At 34.5% G+C, this 26,971-nt stretch carries 13 protein-coding genes; all 13 read left to right on the top strand.

The window, feature by feature from the left end:
- Positions 1 to 102: 102 nt before the first annotated feature.
- The 13 genes from QMG60_RS19045 (at position 103) to QMG60_RS18985 (ending at position 26,960) form a co-directional block, all read left to right on the top strand.
- A complete protein-coding gene (locus tag QMG60_RS19045; RefSeq protein WP_281866065.1) occupies positions 103 to 2,274 on the top strand; it encodes an alpha-N-acetylglucosaminidase in 2,172 nt (723 codons plus the stop codon).
- A gap of 277 nt (positions 2,275 to 2,551) precedes the next feature.
- Entirely contained in the window at positions 2,552 to 5,563 is a 3,012-nt protein-coding gene (locus QMG60_RS19040) for a TonB-dependent receptor (RefSeq protein ID WP_281866064.1), read from the top strand.
- Between the two features lie 19 nt (positions 5,564 to 5,582).
- Positions 5,583 to 7,196 carry a RagB/SusD family nutrient uptake outer membrane protein gene (locus QMG60_RS19035; protein ID WP_281866063.1) on the top strand — a complete coding sequence of 538 codons (1,614 nt, stop codon included), beginning with the start codon at positions 5,583 to 5,585 and terminating at the stop codon, positions 7,194 to 7,196.
- A 348-nt stretch (positions 7,197 to 7,544) separates the two neighbouring features.
- Positions 7,545 to 9,857: a GH92 family glycosyl hydrolase gene (locus QMG60_RS19030; RefSeq protein WP_281866062.1), complete on the top strand. Its 2,313-nt coding sequence runs from the start codon at positions 7,545 to 7,547 to the stop codon at positions 9,855 to 9,857.
- A gap of 20 nt (positions 9,858 to 9,877) precedes the next feature.
- Complete coding sequence (locus tag QMG60_RS19025) at positions 9,878 to 12,154, top strand: GH92 family glycosyl hydrolase (protein WP_281866061.1); 2,277 nt, start codon at positions 9,878 to 9,880, stop codon at positions 12,152 to 12,154.
- Between the two features lie 13 nt (positions 12,155 to 12,167).
- Positions 12,168 to 12,734: a hypothetical protein gene (locus QMG60_RS19020; protein WP_281866060.1), complete on the top strand. Its 567-nt coding sequence runs from the start codon at positions 12,168 to 12,170 to the stop codon at positions 12,732 to 12,734.
- 154 nt (positions 12,735 to 12,888) lie between these two features.
- Complete coding sequence (locus tag QMG60_RS19015) at positions 12,889 to 13,740, top strand: DUF4861 family protein (RefSeq protein ID WP_281866059.1); 852 nt, start codon at positions 12,889 to 12,891, stop codon at positions 13,738 to 13,740.
- Between the two features lie 14 nt (positions 13,741 to 13,754).
- Positions 13,755 to 15,584 (top strand): metallophosphoesterase, encoded by a 1,830-nt coding sequence (locus tag QMG60_RS19010; protein ID WP_281866058.1) that lies wholly within the window; start codon positions 13,755 to 13,757, stop codon positions 15,582 to 15,584.
- 52 nt (positions 15,585 to 15,636) lie between these two features.
- Positions 15,637 to 19,671: a two-component regulator propeller domain-containing protein gene (locus tag QMG60_RS19005; RefSeq protein ID WP_281866057.1), complete on the top strand. Its 4,035-nt coding sequence runs from the start codon at positions 15,637 to 15,639 to the stop codon at positions 19,669 to 19,671.
- A 286-nt stretch (positions 19,672 to 19,957) separates the two neighbouring features.
- Positions 19,958 to 20,836: an inositol oxygenase family protein gene (locus QMG60_RS19000; protein ID WP_057116332.1), complete on the top strand. Its 879-nt coding sequence runs from the start codon at positions 19,958 to 19,960 to the stop codon at positions 20,834 to 20,836.
- 42 nt (positions 20,837 to 20,878) lie between these two features.
- The gene (locus tag QMG60_RS18995; RefSeq protein ID WP_281866056.1) at positions 20,879 to 24,019 is read left to right on the top strand and encodes a glycoside hydrolase family 2 TIM barrel-domain containing protein; all 3,141 of its coding nucleotides are present in this window, start codon (positions 20,879 to 20,881) and stop codon (positions 24,017 to 24,019) included.
- Positions 24,020 to 24,122: 103 nt separating this feature from the next.
- Positions 24,123 to 25,265: a DUF5009 domain-containing protein gene (locus tag QMG60_RS18990; RefSeq protein ID WP_281866055.1), complete on the top strand. Its 1,143-nt coding sequence runs from the start codon at positions 24,123 to 24,125 to the stop codon at positions 25,263 to 25,265.
- Positions 25,266 to 25,322: 57 nt separating this feature from the next.
- Positions 25,323 to 26,960 (top strand): sodium/sugar symporter, encoded by a 1,638-nt coding sequence (locus QMG60_RS18985; protein WP_057116329.1) that lies wholly within the window; start codon positions 25,323 to 25,325, stop codon positions 26,958 to 26,960.
- Positions 26,961 to 26,971 lie beyond the last annotated feature (11 nt).

The raw sequence follows: 26,971 nt of genomic DNA, 5'->3' as shown, positions 1-26,971 counted from the left end.
AGATTTTTGTTTGGTTTGTTTTGTGGGGGAGATTAAATAGTTAATCTCCCTTATTTATGTTTTAGAAATGTTTTAAGACAATTTAATAAATATGTGATTGATATGAAAAAAGAGAATTTTCTAAATAAAAAGCACGGTTCTTTAAAAAGAATTGTACCATTTTTTATGCTGCTGTTTTTTTGTGTAGTGAAAGTATACTGTAAAAATGAAGAAAAAATAGAAAGTGCCCAAAAGGTAATTGAAAGACTTATAGGTAATCGTGCCAGCGAGTTCGAATTAAGCATTATTGAAAACAAAGGGAATAAATTAGATTGGTTTGAAATTGAAACAACAAACAATAAAGTAAAAATAAAAGCATCAAATAATACTGCTGTCTGCTATGCTGCTTATAATTTTCTTAGGGATATAGGTGCAGTTTTAGTCAGCTGGGAAGGAAATAGAATTCATTTACCCGAGACATGGCCAAAATATTCTAAAAAGAGTGAGACACCATTTCAATATAGAGAATATTTAAATGCCTGTACTTTTGGTTATACGACACCATGGTGGGATTGGAAACGATGGGAACAAGAAATAGACTGGATGGCGATGCACGGAATAAATCTTCCTACCGCAATGGAAGGTCAGGAAGCAGTATGGCAGGAACTATGGAAAGAGTATGGCTTGACCAGCAATCAGTTAGAAGCCCATTTTGCAGGGCCAGCCTATCTGCCATGGCAGCGAATGGGGAATATTAATAGTCTAGAAGGACCATTGCCAAAAGAATGGTTTAGTAAAAAAGAAGAGCTGCAAAAGAAAATATTGGAAAGGATGAGAGCCTTAGACATGCATCCTGTTGTTCCTGCTTTTAGTGGTTATGTGCCTAAAGCTTTTGCCGAAAAACATACTGAGGCTAAAATAACAGAATTAAAATCTTGGTCGGGAGGCGGCTTTGCAAGCACTTTTCTATTAGATTCCAAAGATCCATTGTTTAAAAAAATAGGAAAACGTTTTATTGAAATTTATACCCAAAAGTATGGCGCATCTAATTTCTACTTAGCAGATTCTTTTAATGAAATTGAACCTCCTGTTTCTGAGAATAATAAATACGAAGAACTTTCTAATTACGGAAGTGCAATTTACGAAACTATTAATGAAGCAGCTCCTGGTGCAGTATGGGTAATGCAGGGATGGCTTTTTGGAGACAATAAAGAGTTTTGGACAAAAGAGGCAACCAGCGCATTTTTAAGCAAAGTTCCAAATGACAGATTGATGGTTCAGGATTATGCCAATGACAGGTATAAGGTATGGGAAAATCAAGAAGCTTTTTATGGTAAACAATGGACTTATGGTTATGTCCATAATTATGGAGGATCAAATCCTGTATATGGAGATTTAAATTTCTATAAAAATGAATTGACAAGTTTGCTGCAGAATCCAAATAGAGGAAATATTGTGGGTTATGGGGCAATGCCCGAAGGCTTAAATAATAATTCAATTGTTTATGAATACATATATGATCTTGCGTGGACTAAAGGAGAGCAGCCTCTTAATGACTGGCTGACTAAATATTTACATGCGAGATATGGACAAAAACATACTCAATCTATTTTTCAAGCTTGGGAACTATTACTAGAATCTGTTTATAATGTGAAATACTGGGAAACTCGCTGGTGGAATGATAGGGCTGGAGCGTATTTGTTATTTAAACGCCCAACGGCCACAATTACAGAATTTAAAGGAAATCCTGGAGATAAGGAAAAATTAAAAGAAGCTTTGGATATCCTTCACAAAGAAGCTGCAAAGTATGATAAAAAGAATTTCATTAACTACGATTTAATTGATATTTCAAGACATTATTATTCATTGTGTATTGATGAGGATTTAATGAAATGTGTAAAAGCGTATCAGCAGAAAGATGTTATCAAAGGAGACCAGCTTTTTAAAAAAATAGAAAAACAAGCTTTGGAGATTGATAAAATGATGTCTGGGCAGCCATTAAATAGTTTAGATCAATGGGTAAAATCGGCTTCTGATTACGGAAGTTCAGCAGAGGTTTCAAAATTATATGTAAAAAATGCAAAAACACTAATTACGCTTTGGGGTGGAGAAGGTCATTTGAATGATTATGCTTCCCGATCATGGCAGGGAATGTACAAAGGATTCTATTGGCCGAGATGGAAAATGTTTTTAGAAGCCTTTAGAAAATCAGTTGTAAACAATACTCAATTTGATGAATCTAATGAAAGAGAATTAATCAAAAATTGGGAAATTAAATGGACTGAAAGTAATTAAAATAATACTTAATTGCGATTAATTCGTAGATACATAAAAAATAACCAATACTTCGTAACCAAAACCAAAACAACAATGAAAAACAGGAACTGAATCTTCGCGAAAACGATTTATTAGTAAGTTTTTAACTATAGAATTTTAGAAAAATAACTTTGGCAAGCCTTACTATCACTGACTTTATAGAAATTATCCATGTTTATGAATAACTTGTCCATTTCTTAACATTTCATTAGCACTAATTTCGTCAGTACTATTTAACCAATTAACCAATATCACAATGGAAAAACTTAAACTTTTATTATTAGCCCTTTGCTTTGGCTTCTCAATTAATACCTGGGCACAAAAAACAGAAGTGTCCGGTGTAGTTTTAGATGACAAAGGCATTCCACTGCCAGCCGCCAATGTACTAGAGAAAGGTACAACGAATACAGTAACAACAGATTTTGATGGGAAATTTAAAATTTCAGCTTCAAACAAAAATGCGACACTTATATTTTCCTTTATGGGATTTGATGATCAACCGGTAAAATTAGACGGGACAAAATCAAATTATACGGTTAAATTACAGTCAACAACAACTAACTTAGAACAAGTAGTAGTTGTAGGTTACGGAAAAGGATCTCGAAAAAACCTTACTACTTCTGTAACTTCTGTAAAAGCCGAAGATTTAAACCGAGGAGCAATCAGTGACGTGGGACAGCTTTTGCAGGGTAAAGTTTCTGGTTTGAACATTTCCTCTAGTGGTGACCCAACTAAGACAGCATCTGTAGTTTTGCGTGGAGCATCAACATTAAATAGTTCTCAAGGACCATTTTATGTAATAGATGGAATTCCAGGAGTCGATATTTCTGTAATTGCTCCAGATGACATTGCAACAATTGACGTTTTAAAAGATGCTGCCGCAACAGCAATCTACGGTAACCGTGCGGCAAATGGTGTTATCATGGTAACCACAAAAAAAGGAAGTAAGGGCAGAACGCAAATTGCATACAATGGTTATGTGGGCTGGGAAGAAGTTTCAAATAATCTGGACATGATGAATGCAGATCAGCTGAGAGCTTTTACAACTAAAAACAATTTGAATTTTACTCCAGAAAATGATAAAGGCGCTAACACTAACTGGCAGAAAGAAATTTTAAGAGCAGGACGTGCGGCATCAAGCAGTCATAACTTGTCTATGAGCGGCGGAGGCGATCATGGAAACTATACCGCAAGTATTACTTCTCTTAACAAAGAAGGAGTAATGTTGAAAAGTGATTTTTCTCGTATCATTGCTCGTTTGTCAGTCGAACAATTTGCTTTTGATGATAAGGTTAAATTTGGTCTGAATGTTACTAATTCTAGTACCAAATATCAAAATGTACCACAGCGTAATACTGTTCTTTTACAAGCAGCAAGTTATCTTCCTGTTTCGCCAGTAAGAAATGCTGATGGAAGTTATTTTGAAAATTTTGTCAGCCCCGGATATTTCAACCCTGTAGCTTTAATCGAGCATGGCACTGACGAAACTAAAACGGATAACCTTGTTGGGAATCTTACTGCAGAAGTAAAATTACCATTTGGAATTACTTATAATTTGAATTTAGCACATCAAAGATTAACTGCATCTCATGGAGAATTTTATGACAGTTATTATTCACAATACAATAGTGCCAACTTCTACAACAATCCAGATCCTCCTTTGACAAAATCTTTAGTAAATTTTGGTGTAAATGGTTCTGCATTGAGAAATTCTTATGAAACAAGAAACAATATTATTGAGAGCTTCTTTACTTGGGACAAGTCAATAGGAGAGCACAAAATAAAAGCGGTTTTAGGGTATTCTTGGCAAGAAAACACTTTAGGTGATGGTTTTCAAGCTACAACAACAAACTTTCCTGTAGACAATGTTGGATATAATAACCTTGCTTTAAGTAATTACACTTCTGTTAATGGGTATGTAGTAAATTTTGGAGATAGTAAAGCATATCAAAAAACACGTTTGATCTCATATTTTGGACGTTTAAATTATAACTATAAAGATAAATATCTTTTACAAGGATCTCTTAGAAGAGATGGAGGCTCTATGTTTGGAGCAAATAACCAGTGGGGATATTTTCCTTCTGTCGGTGGTGCTTGGAGATTAGACAAAGAAAGTTTTATGCAGAATCAAAGCTTTTTTAGTGATTTGAAAATCCGCGGAAGCTGGGGGGTAACTGGAAACTCTTCTGGATTTAATGCTTACACAGCTCAATTTATTTCTGGAAGTTTAGGAACTTTCTATTATAACGGACAACAAATTGGAGCTTACGGGCCTAACCAAGCCGCTAACCCAGATTTGAAATGGGAAAAAACAGCTACTTCAAATATTGGAGTTGACTTCGCTATCTTAAAAGGAAAAGTTACAGGTTCTGTTGATTTATATAATAAAAAAACAACAGACATGATTTTCAATTATAATGTTAATCCTGTACTTGTGCCAGTAGGGACAATTGTAGCAAACGGTGGTACAATGTCTAATAAAGGTATTGAGGTTAGTTTAAGCACAACTCCAGTTAAAACAGCAAATTTCAGCTGGACAACTAATCTGAATTTGTCACATAATAAGAATGAAATCGTAAAATTAACCAGTCCATTCTTTGTTGGAGGTGATTCCATTCGTCGTGTGCAGCCAGACGGTGGGGGACAAACAGGAAGTACATTACAAATCTTTAAAGAAGGAAAACCTTTAGGACAATTCTTTACATTGAAATATGCAGGAAAAAATGCTGCAGGAGTTTCACAATACTATGATAAAAATGGTGATTTAACTACTACACCTCAAATTGGAGTAGATTATCATTATGCAGGAAGCGCACAACCAAAATTATTGGTAGGATGGGCAAATAATTTTCAATACAAAAAATTTGATTTAAGTATTTTCTTCAGAGGAGTATTTGGTAATAAAATTTTCAATGCAACTCGTGCCGATTTATTCAGGCCAAGCACCGCAATGACCAATAATATTTTAGTTGATGCAGGAAATGAATCACCAAATGACTTAAACTCTTACAAGTATTCAGACCGTTTTATAGAAGACGGCAGTTACGTAAGATTAGACAACATGACTTTAGGATATAATTTTGGTAAGGTGGGCAAATACATACAAAGCGTACGTATTTACCAAACAATAAATAACGTATTTGTTATTACCAAATATACAGGAATTGATCCGGAAGTAGAACAAGGAGGAACAGCTCCTGGTGTAGATTCAAATAATTTCTATCCAAAAACCAGAACTTATATGTTTGGTTTAAATGTGATCTTCTAAAAATTAAATGCTAAAAATTATGAAAAAGATATTAAAATATTTAGGACTTCCAGTACTTATAGCTGGTTTAATATGGTCTTGTGACGATCTAGAAGTGCCTATTACAACACAATTAACACCTGAAGTATTTCCTCAAAACTCAACACAATATATTCAAACTACTGGACCTGTTTATGCAGCTTTCCGCGGTGAATTTTCATTTGCCTGGTGGTGGTCTCAATCTTTATCTACAGATGAAGCTATTTTGCCGTCAAGAGGAGGTAACTGGTTCGATAATAGAAACTATATTTCGATGCATTATCATGATTGGAATGCTGATAATGGTATTATCGGAAGTCTTTGGGATTGGTCTTCTAAAGTGATAGGAACAAGTAATCAGGCAATTTCTATTTTAAGACAAACAATGCCGGAGGGTGCAGAGAAAAAAACTTTGATTTCAGAGTTAAAAACTATGCGTGCTATTTCGTATTTCATGTTAATGGACAGTTATGGAGATGTACCTTTGGATACCTTATATGGAGATTTTACATCTCATGCTAAAACACCAAGAAAAGAGGTTTTCAATTTTATTGAGAGTGAATTAAAAAATGCAGTTCCCAATCTAAATCCAGCAGCAGGAATTACAACCTATGGTAGACCAAATAAACAGACCGCTAATGCAATGCTTGCTAAATTGTATTTAAATGCTGAAGTTTATACAGGGACACAACGTTACAATGAATGTATTGCAGCTTGTGATGAGGTAATTAACTCTAATTTATATGCTGTTGAACCAAGAGCGACGTATTTGCAAATGTTTTATCCAGCAAACGGACCACAAATGAAAGAGTTCATTTTTGCAGTACCTTATGATCCAGCAGCCGTTACAGTTGGTTATAACGGACAAATGTATCACGCTCGTTATGATGTACCACGTTCTGAAAGAACTAAGTTTGGTCTTCCTTATACACCAAGTGCACCAAGAAGTACGCTGCCAGAATTTTATGCTTATTTCAATGATGCAAATGACATTCGTAACAAACAGTGGCTTACGGGTCTCCAGTATATGAATGATGGAGTTACACCAGTAATGGTTACTACAACCAAAAAAGGATATGATCAATTTTATACAGGATCTGATGGCGGTGCAACTTACACGTATCAGGTAAATTTAACACCAGATATTATTCTTCGTCAAAGTGTAGCCTTATTCGATCTTGGAAACGATGAAATTGCTTGGAATATGGGGTATAGAAATATTAAATTTTATCCAGATGCAACATCAACAAATCGTAACCAAAAGAACGACGTTCCTTTCTTGCGTTACTCAGATGTTCTTTTAATGAAAGCAGAGTCAATTCTTCGAGGTGGAGCAGTAACTTTAGGACAAAGTGCAGATGCATTAATAAATATGGTTCGCTCTAACCGTACAACATCTGCAGCCTTGAGCGGTGTAACTTTAGAAGAGCTTTACAAAGAAAGAAGCCGTGAATTTGCTTGGGAAGCTTGGCATAGAAATGATATGATCCGTTTTGGAAAATATGAAGGGCAATGGGGATACAAAACCAATACAGATGTTTATCGTCGTGTTTTCCCAATTCCAACCAACGCGATGGTCTTAAATCCAGCCCTGATTCAGAACGATGGATATTAAAAATAAAGTTTTAGTTAAGTACGCATTGTAACCCAATTTTAATTTTGAAAAGGAGAAGAGCGTAAAAATTCTTCTCCTTTTTTACTAAAGAAAAACTGGTTTCTAGTTGCTCGTGAGAACCAGTTCAGTTTCATTTTCATTTTTTTGAATGAATGCAAAGCTTAATCAAATGCCGATCTTGAAAGTCAATGAAAGATTAAGCTTTGTACCATTCTATCAATTTATACTTTAAAGAATAATATAACTCTTTGTTGTTTAGAAAATAGTATCTCTACTAATTTCAATTAGCCTATATCCGAACAAAAAAATTTGTCTAAACCATATTTGCCCCACCAATAAATAGAATAAATGAAACTAAATAAAATCTATAAAATAGGACACATTGTAATAGGTTTAACTCTTATTTTTTTAGTGTCATGCAATGCTCAGAAAGCTGTTAATTTAAAGAAAAAACAGCTGTCTGATATGGTATATCCGTTGTTGGACACCGAAAATTCTAGATGGTTTTACTTTTCATCAGCAAGTCGTCCCTTTGGAATGGTAAACCTAAATCCTGATACCGAAATTAACGGCGATTGGGGTGGCGGTTATAAATATACTACAGATACAATTAAAGGTTTCAGCCACATTCACGAATGGCAAATGTCAGGAGTATCAGTAATGCCCATAACAGTTGAACCAGAAAATAAATTAACAATCTTTAAAGACTTTTATTCCAAATTCAGTCACCAAACCGAAATCATTACTCCAGGATATCATTCTTTAAAACTAGATCGTTATCAAATAATTACAGAATTAACCAGCACACAAAGAGTTGGTTTTCATAGATATACTTTTCCTGTAAAAGCACAAAAAGCAGTTCTTTTTAATTTGAACACTATTTTAGGACCTTGCGAAAATACAAATGGGAAATTAGAAAAAAACAATGATTATGAACTTTCAGGATCATTAGTTTTGAGTACCAATTTTAGACGTCCAAAACCATTAACCGTATTTTTTAAAATTAGAACCAATGAGCCTATTACGGCTATAGAAAGAGATAATCTAACAGGAAATTATTTAGTTTATTTTAATAAAACAAAAGAACAATTATTGATGAAAGTGGGAATATCCTACACTTCAATTGAAAATGCCAATAACAATATAGAAACCGAATTACCAAATTGGGATTTTAATAAAACAGTTGATAATTCCAGAAATGAATGGAGTAATTTATTAGGAAGAATAAAAATAGAAGGCGGAACCGAAACCGATCAAAGAAGATTTTATACAGATCTTTGGCATGCCCTGCAAGGGAGAAAAATGATTAGTGATGCAAATGGATCCTATCCTGATAATACAGGGGAAAAATTCAGGGTGGGACATTTGCCTGTAAATGCAGATGGAAAACCAAAATTCAATCATTACAATTCAGATGCTTTTTGGGGTGCACAATGGACAATAAATAATCTTTGGGGACTTGTATATCCTGAAATTATGGAAGAATTTGTGTATTCGCTCATGCAATATTACAAAGACGGAGGCATTATTCCGCGCGGACCTTCAGGAGGAAATGATACTTACGTCATGACAGGAGCTTCTGCAACACCATTTATCGTAAGCGCCATTCAAAAAGGAATTGTAAAAGATGATTTAGAGGGAATTTATACCGCACTCAAAAAAAATCATATGCCAGGCGGTATTATGGAAAAAGCAGGATATGAACATAATACGAACATTGGAGGCGGATTAAAATATTATTTGCAAAAAGGATATGTACCTTATCCGCTTCCAGAAGGTAATTTCGGAAGCCATGAAGACGGTGCAAGCCAGACTTTAGAATACGCTTACCAAGATTGGACTTTGGCACAATTGGCTAAAAAATTAAATCATGAAGAAGATTATAAGTATTTCATGAAAAGAGCCCAAAACTATCAGAATATTTTTGATAGCAAAATAGGCTGGATGCGTCCGAAAAATGTAGAAGGAAAATGGCGAGAAAATTATGATCCGTATCAATATGAAAATGGATTTATAGAATCGAATGGAGCGCAGTCAACCTGGTTTGTGCCGCACGATATTGAAGGTCTGGCAGTTTTGATGGGAGGAAAAGAGAAAGCAGTCGTAAAATTGAATACTCAATTTGAAACCGCTAAAAAACAAAAGTATACTTCAGGTACATCGCACGATGCAGAATTACATCCAGAATTCAGTAGAATTCCTGTAAATTTTGGAAATCAGCCGTCTATGCAGACCTCTAATATTTTTACGGTTTTAGGAAGACCAGATCTAACACAGTATTGGACAAGAAACGTAGTAAAAGAAACTTTCAGTGGATTATCACCTTCAACGGGATATAATGGAGACGAAGATCAAGGATTAATGGGAAGTTTAAATGTTTTGCTCAAATTGGGTTTATTTCAAATGAATGGAGGAACAGACCAAGATGCTGTTTACCAGATAGGAAGCCCAATATTTAATAAAATTTCGATAGATTTAAATCCAAAGTATTATTCAGGGAAAACATTTGTAATTAAAGCAGCCAGCAACAGCAATGAAAATGTTTATATAAAAGACATAAAATACAACCATAAAGAAGTACAAAATTTTAATCTTTCACACCAAGATATTACCAGTGGAGGTGAGTTGATCTTAGAGATGGCTTCTCAACCAAACCCTTAAAACTAAAGAAATAATATACAATGAAAATAATATCCAAGTTTATCTTTTTTTTAGGAATATCAATTTTTAGCGCAAGTACGGCTAAAGCACAGCAAACAGTTCATCAATATGTAGATCCGATGATAGGATCAGAAGGAGTTGGGCGGGTTTTCATTGGTCCGTCTTGTCCATACGGAATGGTAAAGCCAAGTCCAGACTGTACCTCAAGTCCCAACAGCGGCTGGCTTCCAATGCCAAAAGAAGTTACAGGTTTTAGCCAGGTACACGTAAGCGGAACAGGCGGAGGCCCGAAATACGGAAATATTCAAATCATGCCATTTTCTGGAGCTTTAGATAAAATGGATCAAACATCCTTTAGAACAGAAGAAAATGTAAAACTAGGATATTACGAAACTGTTTTTAAAGAAAATAAAATCAAAACAGAAATAACCACTGGAGAAAAAGTATCTTTTTACCGTATTACTTATCCCAAAAACATTTCAAAAGAATTAAAAATTGATCCCGGATTTTTTCTGGGAGAAGAAAAGATTCCAGATGCCAGAGAAGCTCAGCAGTTTGTAGGTTCGCAGATTGAAATCGTTTCGGATACCGAAGTTCGAGGATACAGCAGAATAAGAGGCGGATGGAATAACGGACGCGCTTATACCGTTTATTTCTGGGCAGTTTTCGATCAGCCAATTGCAAAATATGTAACCTTTAAAGATGGGAAATTTTACAACAATCAAAAAGAGCAGTTTGATTCAGGAAAAAAAACTGGAGCTCTCATTTCTTTCGGAAACACAGGAAAAGAAGAACTAAATGTCAAAATAGGAATCTCATTTTTAAGTGAATTAAAGGCAAAAAATAATATTGAAGTAGAAATCGCACACTGGAATTTTAATACTGTTTTAGCTGAATTAGAAAATAAATGGGAAACATTATTAAACCGAATTAAATTATCGGAAGATACATCAGATGCTTATAAAAAAATGTTTTACACAGGTTTATATCATACCATGATTATGCCAGTTGACCGGACAGGAGAAAATCCGTTATGGACAAATGATGAACCATATTACGACGATTTTTATACAATTTGGGATACGTTTAGAACTTCGAGCCCTCTAATTACATTGATTGACAGCAAAAGAAAAGTTGAAATAATCAATGCGATGCTGAACATTTACAAACGCGAAGGATATCTGCCAGAAGGAAGAAGCGGAAACGACAACGGAAGAACTCAAGGAGGTTCTAACGCTGAGGTTGTTATAGCCGATGCTTTTGTCAAAAACTTAAAAGGAATAGATTACGAAATGGCGCTTCAGGCTATGATCAAAGACGCGACAGTACCGCCGGGAGGAAATGAAGAAAAAGAAGGAAGAGGCGGATTATTAGATTATCTAAAATTAGGTTACGTTCCCTACGGAACAGACCGCGCCGGAAACCGAACAATCGATTATGCATACAATGACTACAATATTGCTATTGTAGCTAAGGGATTAGGTAAAATAGATTTGTACAATCAATACATGAAACAAGCAGACAGCTGGCAGAATTTATGGCGTTCGGATTACGAAAATAATGGCGCCAAGGGTTTTATTATGCCAAAAGACAAAGATGGAAAATGGCTGGATGATGTTGTTTTTGGAGAATCAAAAATTCAGAAACCTACTTTCAAATATACGCCAGTAATTATCGAATCTCCTTGGTATGTCTGTCATTGGTGTGTGTTTTTCTACGAAGGAAATTCATGGGAATATTCATTTAGCATTCCGCACGATGTTCCAGAACTGGTTCGTAAATCTGGAGGAGAAAAAGCTTTTGAAGAAAGATTGAATACCTTTTTTAACTCAGATTTATATAATGTTGCCAACGAGCCGTCATTCTTAACACCATGTCTATATCACTGGATCGGGAAACCGTATAGGAGCAGTGACAGAATCAGGACGATTATCAAAAATAATTTCAATACCTCAAGAGAAGGTCTGCCTGGCAATGATGATTCTGGGGCAATGTCTTCCTGGCTAGCTTTCCACATGATGGGATTGTATCCAAATGCAGGACAGCCTTACTATCTTATTAATACACCTTTGATAAAAGAAACAACGATACAATTGGAGAATGGTAAAAAGTTTAAAATCTCAGCTAAAAAAATGAACGATAAAAGCAAATACATAAAAGCTGCTTGGTTAAACGGAAAACCGTACAATAAAGCGTGGATTTTACACGATGATATAAATAATGGAGGAGAATTAATTTTAGAAATGGATTCAAAACCTTCCGCATGGGGAACAACAGTTTTACCGCCAGCAAAATAAAATGATGAACAAGATGAAAAATATAATAATAGTATTTCTGTTTTTATCATTTTATGAAACAGGAAGAGCACAAACCTACATTCCGACACTTAAAAACAATACAGAACTGAATTATGTCTGCAAATTGCACGGACAGACCAGAACTTTATCCCTTAAAGCGGAAACAGCAAAAGGCGGTCTGACTTTTAAACTAGAAACTAGAGGCGTAAAAAGTAGTATTGTAATGCTTCCCGAAGCTGTTGAAAAAGGTAACGCCCTAAGCTTTAACCAAGGAGAATATGAGCCAGTTTTAAACTTAAAACCAACAGAAACTTTTTTTATGATTTCAAGATCGGCATATCAAGATCTAATAAAAAGTAGTTCATTCGTTTATAATAACACAAATTATGTCTTAGATAAAAACGAAGATAAAAATCCTGTTTCTATTGATGGAAAAATAGTCGATGCTTTGCACGTAATCGCGCAAATTGATGAAACCGAAATGTGGATCGTAAAAAATCCTGAATATCCTTTAATCTGTAAAATAATTAAAAACCCGTTAGGGATAAATTATGTTTTGGTGAAAGTGGATGATAAGTAAAGAAAATATTTTCCCTCCTGTTGTTTTGTAGTGCTGCTCTTTTTTTATCACAAAATGAGTATTTATTGAGAAATCGTTTGCGTAATAGTGAAAGTATTGAAATCTTAGTTTAAATTTACGAGAATTAAATTTTAAACTATAAATAATTGAAATTATGAGATTATCAGTCATCATCACTTTACTTTTTTGCTGCATTTGTTTTGGACAGAATAATACAGACACCAGTTTGTATATGAAGTCTGATAAAATTACTTATTTGACAGATATTGGCTCAGAAACAGGAGATTTATATAAAACCATTGGACATCACGGTCCAGCTGTTGAAAATGAATGGATGGCTTTGAGAATTTATTTTAGCGATAAAGTAGCAATTGATGTTTATTCTAAAGCTAAACCAGGTTTAGAGTTAAGAAAAGCAAATTGGTACCCAACACCGCAGCAGCAAAAAGAAGGATGGGGAGCTGATTATTATAAAGTAGCATCAACTGTTGGTTTGGGAGGTGTAAAACTTTGGGACGGCGAAAAAGTTGTGCCTTTAAATCCAGTAACAAATCGTTTAGCACGTGTAGGAAAAACAGATACTACTTCGTGGATGGAAATGATTTCTAGAGGGGTGCCATACAAAGGAAAAAAAGTAGACATCTTAGTTCGTGTTACAGTGTTTTCTGGTAAAAGAGAGGCTAAGGTTGAAGCAGTTTCTTTAAGCGGAGAAAAAGTGCAGTTTGCTACAGGAATTAATTATTTCAAAGATTTTGGAACTAAAAAAGGAACAAATTATATCGCAGTCTGGGGAAAGCATCCCGAAGATGTTGCCGCTGAAATCGTAGAGATTGGAGCAGCAATTATGTATAATCCAAAAGATTATGAAAAAAGTACAGATGACGGAACTCAATATTTATTGATCTCAAAACCTACGAAAAATTTACAAACAACAATTATTTCTTCAAGTGCAAGAGAAACAGAATTAAACACTTTAGATAAATTGGAAGCTTACATTAAAAAATAAAGCATAAAAAATACATGTTTAGAATATCGGCTATAGTAGTACTATTACTTTTTTTATATTCCTGCAAATCGCAAAAGGTCTCTAAAAAAGAAGTTCAAATCGCTTTTATAGCCGATGTTCATTTACAAGATATTTTTGCAAAATTTGAGGATAACGATTATCAAGGAATCAAAAATCCGATTACTGGCGAATATGCCAATATCAGAACAATGAATTCTCAGCTGCATTCTACCAGAATTTTCAATGAAAATTATTTTGCCTTTTTAGAGGCCTTGAATAATATTGTAAAAAGAGGTATCAAACAAGTTGTGCTTCCAGGCGATTTTAGCGATGACGGACAACCCGTTCATGTGCGCGGATTGAGAAAAATACTTAATGAATATTCTCAAAAGTATGGTTTATCTTTTTGGGTAACCACAGGAAATCATGATGTTGTAAGGCCATTTTCGCAAGATGCAGTAAAAACTGATTTTCTGGGTAAAGATGGAAAAGAGCAGATTATAAGCAGTTCTAAAGAAAATGTCAACAAAAATAAAAGTGAATTAGAACCTATTATTACTTCTGATATAAAAAATTGGGGCTATAAAGAAACCATTCACGAAATGCGTGATTTTGGTTTTTTTCCGAAAAAAACAGATTTGTATTGGGAAACGCCTTTTTCAAATTATACGTATGACCAATATAATTTTGAAGAAGCGCAAAAAGAATCTTCTTTAGAAAAAAGAACGTATGTAATTAAAAATACCAGTTTGTTTCTTACAGATGCCAGTTATGTAGTTGAACCTATTAAGGGAATCTGGCTTTTGGCGATAGATGCCAACGCTTATGTTCCGAATGAGAAATTATCAGGAAAACCAGATAATCCGCAAGATTTTTCAGGAGCCAATACAGGTTACAATAACGTTCTGATTTATAAAAGCCATTTGTTAAACTGGGTAAAAAAAGTTTCAGCAGAAGCGAAACAAAGAGGAAAAATACTGATTGCTTTCAGTCATTACCCGATGGTAGATTTTAACGACAACGCATCGCCTGAATTAAAACAGCTTTTTGGTGCCAATAAAATGCAATTACAAAGAGTTCCAGATGAAGAAGTAGCACAGCAATTTGCAGATGCTGGAATTCAGATTCATTTTGGCGGCCATATGCATATTAACGATACAGGAGTAAGAACTTCTGCAAAGGGGAATACTTTGTTTAATATTCAAACACCTTCATTAGCTGCCTATATGCCGGCTTATAAAATATTGACCATTCATTCTGATTCTGAGTTTGAAGTTGAAACAATTGTCATTGGCAAAGTCCATAAATTCAATAGTTTATTTCCTTTTTACGAAGAAGAATATGCTCATTTGCAAAACACTAAAAATGATCATATTTGGAATAAAGAAATTTTAAAAGCTGACGATTATAAAGAATTTACAAATTGGCATTTAAAAGAATTGGTGCGTTTAAGATTTCTGCCAGAAGATTTTCCAGAAGATTTTCTAAAATCAATTATAAATATTTCAGGCAAAGATTTAGTAGAAATAAATAAAAACACATCAGAGATTGCCAAAGATTTAAAATCAAACTCCCTGTCAATTTCCGATTTTGAATCATGGACTGGTTTTGATATGATTTTCGATTTTTACCGTTTAAAAAATGCCGGTGAATTGGCTGTTTCACAAATTGGAAAAAAGAGATTAAAGCAATATGAATTGGTTTGCATCCAATTGAAAAAATCAAATAATCCCAAACTCGTTTTATGGGCCGAAATATTCTTGAAAACCATGAATGGAGAGCCTTCTGATCATTTTAAAATTGATTTAGAAAACAACAAAATTGATAATTTATCTGTTAAATAATTTTGATATTTATTAAGTCAAAAAGTTTAAATTGCATTTATAATTTATTTTAATGAAACAGCAATCCCTTGTAGCAGTCTTGTTTTTTACCATTTTTTATCATTCTTATTCACAGAATATAAAATTTGCGCATTATAATGACAATAACGGATTGTCTCATAATTCGGTGCGCCATATTGTACAGGATAAGAAAGGTTTCATGTGGTTTGGAACGTTTTCAGGATTAAATCGTTTTGACGGTTACCAGTTCAAAAACTATATGAGTTCTACCCCTGGAAAGAATAAACTATACAACGATGACATAACAGCTTTGGAGCTGGATGAACAATCCAACCATTTATGGATTGGTACCAGAAAAGGATTGACTCTTTTCAAAATGGATACACATGTTTTTACCACTTTTTTTCATAAAAATGAAGATCCAAATAGTCTGCCCGACGACGAGGTGCGATCTGTTTATGTCGATAAATTTAAAAGAGTCTGGGTTGGTACTAAAACAAAAGGAGTATATCTGTTTTTTCTCAAAGAGAACCGATTTGAAAAAATTAAGCTTAAAGGTTTTGATTACGTAAAAGAAATTTTTGAAGACAAAAAGGGCAATGTCTGGATAGGAAGTTATGAAAAAGCATCGGTAGCAAAAATTACTATGGATGCAAAAGGAGCGATAGTAAAGATTAACAATTACACGCTATCTGTTCCAAATTCAAACATAAAAAATCCGTATCTTAATTTTATTTACGAGGATGGCAAATCGGATATTTTTGTTGGAACCCGTGAAGGATTATACAAGCTCGATCGAGCCACCGACCAGTTTGTAAATTTATATATAGAAAACAAACAAATTAGAGGCGCTTTAGGTCCGTATTTTTTATCAGTAGCCCGCGCTCCAGACGGAAAATATTGGGTAGGAACTTTGGGAGGATTATTGGTTTGTAATCAATTAGAAGACATTCAGAAAGGAAATTACAAATGGTATTATTCTATTTTATCAGATGATACTTCACTTGTAGATAATTTAATTTCAGCCCTTTATTTTGATGCATCTGGAGTTTTGTGGATTGGAACAGAAGATGGATTGGATAAGTATGATCCTTATGAAAATCAGTTCACTTTAAATAAAGATATATCACGTTCTATTGGCAATCAGGCACCTCGCATTAGGGGTTTTGCTAAAACTTATGACGAAAAAGTGATTGTGGCAACCTATCACAACGGACTTTTTATTTCTAATACAAAGGGCTCAACTCCTTTGCACAATACCGGAAAAGACATTGCCAGTATTTATTCTGATGATGGAAAAATATTTTATTGCGGTCTTTGGGATGGTAATATTTTAGTTTACAATTACAGCACAAATTCTTCGAGAGAAATAAAAGCTGGATTTGATAAATCGCCTGTTTTTGCTTTTAGAAAAATTACAGATGATTTGATCATAGTGGGTTCTTTTGGTGAAGGCGCAGTGATTTTAAATACCAATACGCTTCTAGTACAAACTTCTAGTAAACTTTTGCCAGATTTTCAGATTAATGCCATTGAAAGAGATGCCAAAAACAATGTTTGGTTTGCCACCGAAACAGGAGTGGTAAAATACAATATCAATTCAGGAAAAATAGAAACCTATTCATCCCTTTTTATCAAAGAAAAAGGAGTGCCGCACGATGAAAATGTCAGCGATATTTTAGTAGATGCAAAAGGAAAAATCTGGGCGTCAACACGTTTTGGATTATGTTTATACAATCCGAAAAATAATCAATTTGAGCCTGTAAAAAATCTAAAAGAACTTTCAGGCAAATGGATTACCGATATTTTATCTGATGCCAACGGAAATTTGTGGCTGAACATCAATAATAATAACATTGCTTTTGTTAAATCTAATTTAAAAGATATTAGTATTTATCACGTAAACAGCGGTAACAGACTAGACGTTTTTAGTTCTAGCGGTTTTTTTTACTTTAATAATTCTAATATTTTCCTTGGAGGTAAAAACGGAATTATTTCTTTTTCACCGCCAGAAATGAAAAGAAATAAATGGTCGCCGTTACCTGTCATATCCGAATTTAAAATTCAAAATGAGGAAGTATTTCCAGAAATGGAGATCAATGGAGAAATTCCGCTTTCAAAAGATTTGAATTATGGAAAAGAAATAGAACTTACCCATAAAAACCGCAATTTTTCGATTCAGTTTTCTGCTCCTTCATTTGCAAATGAAAAGCTGAATAAATTTCAATACATGCTGGAAGGTTTTGATAAACATTGGATTACGGCAAACAGTACTTCTAGAATAGTCCAGTATACCAACCTTTATCCAGGAAATTATGTCTTTAAAATAAGAGCAAGCAACAGTGACGGATATTGGAGTAAATCGGTTTCATATAAAATAAAAATCCTGCCTCCTTTCTGGCTTACGCCGACTTCTTTTTTACTGTTTTTAGCACTTTTATTTGGTGTTTTTTATTTCATCAGAAAAGAAATTAAAAACCGAATTCGTTTAAAGCAAGAATTGCTTACTGAAAAAGTAAACAGGGAGCACGACATTAAACTGAACAATGAGAAGTTACGCTTCTTTACCAATATTTCGCATGAATTAAGAACCCCGTTAACGCTTATTTTAGGTCCGGCAAAACAGCTTTTGGACGAAAGCAGCAATGCTACCGATTATGAAAAAAGCAGATACAATCTGATTTATCAAAATGCCAGCAGATTGCTGAATTTAGTAAATCAAGTATTAGATTTTAGAAAAGCACAATCTGGTGAATTAAAATTAAAGGTAACTCAAACGGATATTCTTGCTTATTCGAAAAATATATTCGATTCGTTTAAGGAAATGGCTTATAATAAAAAGATTAAGCTCAATTTTATTACTGAAGATGAGGAAATAAATGGCTGGCTGGACAATGATAAATACGATAAAATTCTTTACAATCTGTTGTCGAATGCCTTAAAGTTTACTAATAAGAACGGAAACGTAGATTTTTACGTCAGGCTGAAAGATAGTGTTGAAGATATTTTAGTAATCGAAGTAACGGATGACGGAATAGGAATTCCATTAAAGAGTCAGGATAAAATTTTTAAACGTTTTTATCAGGCAACAAACAGTAAAGCCAATAATACAGGATCTGGTATTGGTTTGTCGCTGGTAAAATCTTTAGTAGCAATTCATAAAGGAACCATTTCTGTAGAAAGCACACCAAGTAAGGGAAGTACGTTTAAGGTTGAAATTCCAATTGACAGAGCATCTTATGAACATAAAGAAGTTTTTGAATATGCGCTGAAAAATGATAATCTGAGTATGCTTATTCCAGAAAAAGCGGCTAAGAAAATCATTCAGAACACGGAACTTAAAGAGAAAATATTGGTAATTGAAGATAACAGTGAACTCAGAAAATATCTGGTTGACTATTTGTCTGATTATTACAAAGTTTATGATGCAGAAAATGGTGAAGAAGGTTTGAGAATCTGCAGACAAATTAAACCCATTTTATGCGTTACCGATGTTATGATGCCCGTGATGGATGGACTTGAATTTTGCCGACAACTTAAAAACGATGAGTTTATTAGCCATATTCCGGTGGTAATGCTTACCGCCCTTTCTGAAAACATGGATAAAGTTAAAGGGTACGACATGGGTGCAGACGGCTATTTGGTTAAACCCTTTGAGCCATTACTGCTAAAAACAATGATTGAAAACATGATTAAATCAAGGCTGGAGCTTAAACAGAAATTCTCTGGAGAAGTAGAAGGAAAAATCAGCATGCTGACTCACTCTCCAATTGACGAAGAATTTATGGAAAAAGTCACCAAACTAATCAATGATAATTTAAGCGAAGTAGATCTTTCCACAGAATTTCTATGCGATAAACTGGGAGTTAGTTCTTCAAAATTGTACAGGAAAATTAAAGAACTGACTGATTTGGCACCAAACGAATTCATCAGAACCATTCGTTTAAAAAAATCAGCAGAACTGCTTAAAACTAAAAAGTATAATGTTTCAGAGGTCACTAATTTGGTTGGTTTTAATGATCCACTATATTTTAGCCGTTGTTTCAAAAAACAGTTTGGTTTTCCGCCTAGTAAAATAATCAATTAGTTTTTAGCCGCTACTTACACGAATTGTTTTTCGAAACATAGCCTAAGGTTTCGACTTTCGGCGCGCGTTTCAAATTCGCATTGCAAATCCACAATCTAATTTTTCAGGCTTTCCCACATAGGCTAAACCGTGGGCTGTATTAAAATGCGGGAATAAAAAAAAGTCAATAAAAAAGTATAAAAATCTTACAATAATTAAAATTATCCATGTTTTTGATGTATTAATCCATTTTGAACGGTAGATGTAATTCTATTTTTGTCTTATAACTTTTAAACTTTTTAGCATTATGAAAAAGCATATAGACACAGATAATCCGTTGAATAATTTAGATGAATGGGAAGATGATTTGTTGCTGCGATATCCTGATCCTTCAGAAAGTACACCAGAAAAACAAAAAGAAGAATTTAGAAATTACGTCGATTCGGAAAGAGTAGAAACGGTTAAGGAGTTTTATAGAATAAACCATACTTATCAGACTTATGATTTTGTATGCAGTAAAGAACAGGATTTTCTGCAGTTTAATAGAAAAGAAATGTCAATCTGGGAAGCTGTTGAGTTTTTAAACACACTTGTAGATGACAGCGACCCAGATATTGACTTAGACCAGACACAACATCTTTTACAGACTTCTGAAGCCATTCGAGCAGACGGACATCCAGATTGGTTTGTATTGACAGGATTTATTCACGATTTGGGTAAAGTTTTATGTCTTTTTGGAGAACCGCAGTGGGCGGTTGTGGGCGATACATTTCCAGTGGGCTGTGCTTATTCGGATAAGATTGTTTATTCGGAGTTTTTTAAAGAAAATCCAGATTATACCGACGAAAGATTCAATACCAAATTTGGTGTATACACAGAAAACTGCGGACTGGATAATGTAAAAATGAGCTGGGGACATGATGAATATCTGTACCAGATTATGAAAGATTATCTTCCAGATCCAGCTTTGTATATGATTCGCTATCATTCGTTTTATTCACAGCATAAAGAAAATGCTTATGCTCATTTGATGAATGAAAAAGACATCGAAATGTTTGACTGGGTAAGAAAGTTCAATCCCTATGATTTATATACCAAAGCACCTGTTAAGCCAGACGTAAAAGCACTACTTCCATATTATAAAGAATTAGTGGCTAAATATTTACCTGAGAAATTGAAGTTCTAGGAATATCAAAATTTCATTTGAAAGCTATCTAAAACCAAAATAATGTATAAAACCAAAACCAAAATATTTTTTATAAACCTTTTACTGCTTATCACGGCAGGAATTTCGGCTCAGGAAAAAGACCGCAACGACTGGGAAAATCCACAGGTATTTCAAATTAACAGAGAACCTGCCCGTGCAGCTTTTCTTCCTTATGCAGATGAAACTTCTGCGATAAGCGATAAATATGAAAATTCACCTTGGTATTTTTCTTTAAACGGTAAGTGGAAATTTTCCTGGTCGCCAACACCAGATCAGCGCCCAAAAGATTTTTATAGAACGGATTTTAGCACCCTGCACTGGAAAGAGCTTCAGGTGCCTTCAAATTGGGAACTGAATGGCTATGGTATACCAATTTACACCAATATAACCTATCCTTTCGAAAAAAATCCGCCCTTTATAAATCATTGGGATAATCCTGTTGGTTCTTATAAAAAAGATTTTGTACTGCCTGAAAACTGGAAAAACCGACATGTTTTTCTTCATTTTGAAGCAGGAACATCTGCCATGTATATTTGGGTAAATGGTGAAAAAGTAGGATATACCGAAAACACTAAAAGTCCTGCAGAATTTGATATTTCTAAATATTTAAAACCTGGAAAAAATGATCTGGCTGTAGAAGTTTACAGATGGAGCGATGGCTCGTATCTGGAAGATCAGGATATGTGGAGACTTTCTGGAATTGACAGAAATGTATATTTATACAGCACAGATAATGTTCGCATTTCAGATTTTTTTGCCAGACCAGATTTAGATACAAAATACAAAAACGGAAGTTTGAATGTCGAAGTAAGTTTAAAAAACCTTACGTCGACTGCTGTTAACAATCAAAAATTGACAGCAAAATTGGTAGATGCTTCTGGAAAAAACGTATTTACAAAAGAACTTAATGTCAATTTTGAAGCTTCAAAAATTCAGACAATCAATTTTTCACAAAAGGTATCCAATCCTAAATTATGGAGCAGTGAAACGCCAAATTTATACACCTTGCTTTTGACTTTAAAAAATGCAAAAGGAGAGATTATCGAAACCGTTTCCACTCAAATTGGATTCAGAAAAGTAGAATTAAAGGGCGGACAATTATTGGTAAACGGAGTCCGAATAATGGTTCATGGTGTAAATATTCATGAACATAATCCAAAAACTGGACATTATCAGGACGAAGCCACGATGATGAAAGATATCAAAATGATGAAGCAGCTGAATATTAATTCCGTACGCTGCAGTCATTATCCAAACAATATTTTATGGGTAAAATTATGCAACAAATACGGTTTGTTTTTGGTAGATGAAGCCAATATCGAAAGCCATGGAATGGGAGTAGAGGGACAGCCTCTTATTTATATGAATCCAAAAACGAATCCTGGCCACCTTCCAGAATGGAGAGAAGCGCATCTGGATAGAATCTATAGTCTTGTTGAAAGAGATAAAAATGCGCCATCTGTCATTATTTGGTCATTAGGTAATGAAAGTGCCAATGGACCTGTTTTTCATGAAGCCTACAAATGGATCAAAAAAAGAGATAATACAAGATTAGTTCAGTTTGAGCAGGCAAAAGAAAATGAAAATACAGATATAGTATGTCCGATGTATCCAACAATTGCTTACATGAAGGAATATGCGGCACGTAAAGAAGTCAGCCGTCCATACATCATGTGTGAGTATTCGCATGCAATGGGCAACAGCAGCGGTAATTTTCAGGAATACTGGGATATCATTCGCGGCAGCAAAAATATGCAGGGCGGATTTATCTGGGACTGGGTAGATCAGGGATTTGAAGGAACAGATGAAGCAGGCAGAAAATATTGGACCTACGGCGGCGACATGGGGAGCCAAAACTATTTAAACGATGAAAACTTCTGTCACAACGGATTAGTTTATCCCGATAGAACTCCACATCCCGGAGCATTTGAAGTAAAAAAGGTATATCAGGATATTTTATTTAATGCCATTGATATCAAGAACGGATTAATTGAAATTGTAAATGATTTTGGATTTACAAATCTAAATAAGTACAACTTTAAATATGAGGTTTTAGAAAACGGTAAAGTAATTAAAGAAGGAATAATTAATGTTGATTTAAATCCAAAAACAAAAAAGCAATTTAAGCTCGATTTACCGACATTACAGTCAAAAGAAGGAACAGAATATTTATTGAATGTCTTTGCGTACACCAAAACGGGATCAGAATTACTGTCTCAGAATTTTGAAATTGCGAAAGAGCAATTTGTTATCGAAGACTCCAATTATTTTGCAAAATCAGAAAAGATAAATACTGCTAAAATTCAGGAGGAAAAAGAGCAATTTGTTCTGACGTCAAATAATGTTGTTGTAAAAATCAGCAAATCAACTGGATTAATTTCGTATTACAGTTTAAATGGTGAGGAATATTTTAAACAATATCCTGAACCCAACTTCTGGAGAGCACCAACTGATAACGATATTGGAAATAAAATGCAGATTAGAACTAATGTTTGGAGAACGGCAGGAAAAAATACCACTTTAGAAAACATTCGGCAGACAGAAGAAAATGGGCAGCAGTATGTGATTGCAAAATTAAAACTGAACGATGTTGCATCTGATTATACTATCAAATATTCATTAGGAAATGATGGTGCTTTAGAAATACAATCATCTTATAAAAAAGGCAGTAATCCGTTACCAGAATTACCTCGTTTCGGAATGATTTTTACCTTGAAAAAGACATTGGAAAATCTGGATTATTATGGAAGAGGACCTTTAGAAAATTATCCAGACAGAAAAACAGCCTCATTCAAAGGAATTTATAATAGTAAGGTTGCAGACCAATATGTGCCTTATACACGCCCACAAGAAAATGGATACAAGACCGATATACGCTGGTTCAAATTGTCAAGCAATACAGGAAATGGCTTGGAAATAAAAGGTCTGCAGCCTTTATCTATGAGTACTTTGAATAATTATCCTAGTGATTTTGACGGAGGAATTTCTAAAAAGAATATTCACTCCAGCGATATTACCCCAAGAGAAGAATTAGTAGTTTGTGTCGATTTAACACAGCGAGGTTTAGGAGGGGACAACAGCTGGGGATTGCCGCCGCACGAACAATATGTACTAACACAAAGTGAATACAGCTACGGATTTGTTATTCAACCAATAAAATAAGTTTGCAGTTTGCAGCCTCAGTATTCAACATAAACTACACTGAAAACTGCGACTGCGGCTGAATACTAAAAAAACTATCAACCGACCACTGAATATTAAAAAAATGAATAAGCCTACAAATGGAAGATTAATTTCCTTAGATGCACTGCGGGGATTTGTGATGTTTTGGATTATGAGCGGGGAACATATTATCCATGCTCTGGCAAAAGCAGCTCCAATTCCTGTTTTTATCTGGATGTCATCACAGCTGCATCACGCAGAATGGAATGGAATTACTTTTTATGATATGATTTTTCCTGTGTTTCTATTTGTTGCAGGAGTTTCTATGCCATATTCTTTTGAAAAGAAAATGAGTTTAGCGGGAGTAAAAACACCTCAGGAATTGCCTTCAAAAGAAAAACGAAAGATTTATTTTTCCATGCTGAAAAGAACCTGTATTTTACTGGTTTTAGGTCTTGTAGTAAATGGATTGTTGCGATTTGACGGTGTTGACCACACGCGTTTTGCAAGCGTTTTAGGGAGAATTGGACTAGCATGGTTTTTTGCCGGAATCATCTATTTGAATTTTGATTTGAAAAAACAATTGATCTGGTTCTTCGGAATTTTAATTGGTTATTACGCTGCAATGAAATGGATTCCCGTACCAGATTTTGGAGCTGGAGTTTTGACCAAAGAAGGATCGCTGGAGGGCTATATTGACCGTTTGCTTTTACCCGGCAGACTGCACAGCACAGTTTACGATCCAGAAGGCATATTTTCAACCCTGCCTGCTATTTCGACTGCTTTGCTGGGTGTTTTTACGGGAACATTTTTAAAATCAAAATGTCATTTATCTATAAAAGTAAAAGTTCTTTTAATGGCTCTTGCAGCAGTAATTTTAATTATTGCTGGTTTAATTTGGGATATTAATTTTCCAATCAATAAACATTTATGGACAAGTTCTTTTGTTTGTTTTGTTGGCGGGTTTAGTATTTTATTTTTTGTTTGTTTTTATTTAATTATCGATTTACTGGATTTTCATAAATGGGCGTTCCCTTTAATTTTAATTGGTTCAAATTCTATTTTAATTTACATGGCCGCCGAAGGTTTAGTAGATTTTAAACATACGGCAGATTATGTCTTTGGCGGACTTATAAATTTTCTGCCGCTTATTTGGCAGCCCGTATTTGCCGCTTTATCAGTAACTGTTATACAGCTTCTTTTACTTTATTTTCTATATAAAAGAAAATGGTTTCTAAAAATTTGATACAAATCAAATCTTAAAATACATTTTACTATCTAACCACACAATAACCACACAATTATGAATGTATTACAAACCGCAGATTACATTGTTTTCTTTATTTACTTTGTCATAGTTACAGCTTATGGAATGTATATTTACAGAAGCAAGAAAACTGCAGCCACTAGTTCCAACGAATATTTTTTAGCCGAAGGATCTCTTACTTGGTGGGCAATCGGAGCTTCTTTGATTGCTTCGAATATTTCAGCAGAACATTTTATCGGTATGAGTGGCTCGGGGTTCGCCATCGGACTTGCGATTGCTTCTTACGAATGGATGTCGGCTGCTACATTAATTATAGTGGCAATGTTTATTTTACCAGTTTATCTTAAAAACAAGATATTTACTATGCCGCAATTTTTGGCCAAAAGATATAGCGGAACAGTCAGTACTATTATGGCTATTATTTGGCTGTTAATATATGTATTTGTAAATCTTACGTCTATTATTTATTTGGGAGCTTTGGCGATTTCATCTATTGCGCCGGTAAGCTTTCAGTTTTGCGTTATTGCATTAAGTTTATTCTCGGTAATTGTTACTTTAGGGGGAATGAAAGTGATTGGATATACCGATATGTTTCAGGTTATAGTCCTAATTCTTGGAGGATTAGTAACAACTTATTTAGCTCTAACATTACTTTCGGATCAGTTTGGTTTTGGAAAAGACATTTTAAAAGGACTTTCTATTATTGCCCATGAAGCGCCAGGACATTTGCATATGATATTAGACGAATCGAATCCGCATTACAATGAACTGCCTGGAATGTCTGTTTTAATAGGCGGTATGTTAATCAATAATCTGGCGTACTGGGGATGCAATCAATATATTGTTCAGAGAGCTTTGGGAGCCGATTTAAAAACTGCCCGTAAAGGAATTTTATTTGCTGCTTTCCTAAAATTATTGGTTCCAATTATAGCTGTTTTACCAGGAATCGCGATGTTTGTAATGCATGAAAACGGCATGTTTCAGCAGGAAATGGTAGATGCTGCTGGAGTTTTAAAACCAGATCATGCGTACCCAACTTTAATGAATTTACTTCCTGCAGGTTTAAAAGGAGTAGCTTTAGCGGCTTTAACAGCTGCAATCGTAGCTTCTTTAGCCGGAAAAGCCAATAGTATTTCGACTATTTTCTCTTTAGATATTTATAAAAAATATTTTAATTCTCAGGCATCAGAAAAAAAGCTGGTTCGTACAGGAAGATGGTGTGTGGTTGTCTGCATGATCATTGCCGCTTTTGTTGCGCCGGCATTAAAATCATTAGATCAGGCCTATCAATTCATACAAGAATATGTGGGCTTTTTTTCTCCTGGAGTTTTAGCCATTTTCTTATTGGGAATGTTCTGGAAAAAAACAACTCCGTCAGCGGGACTTGCAGGAGCATTATTGACAGTTCCACTTGCGGCAGTTTTAAAATTCCTTCCAATGTGGACAGAAGGCGCTTTCCCAGATTATCCTTTTTTAGACAGGATGACTATTGTTTTTTTCATGATTGTGTTGATAATGGTTGGAATAAGTCTGGCAAAACCAGTTTCTGAAGAAGAATCTGAGATCCATAAAATAGAGGTAGATAAATCAATGTTTAAGGTGTCTTCGGAATTTATTATAGGGTCATTTATTATCAGTGGCGTTTTAGTGGCTTTATATACTGTTTTTTGGTGATTTTAATTAGT

Origin of the sequence: Flavobacterium sp. GSB-24, assembly GCF_027924665.1 — a bacterium.
GTDB lineage: Bacteria > Bacteroidota > Bacteroidia > Flavobacteriales > Flavobacteriaceae > Flavobacterium.
This window is presented reverse-complemented; position numbering and strand designations above follow the sequence as displayed.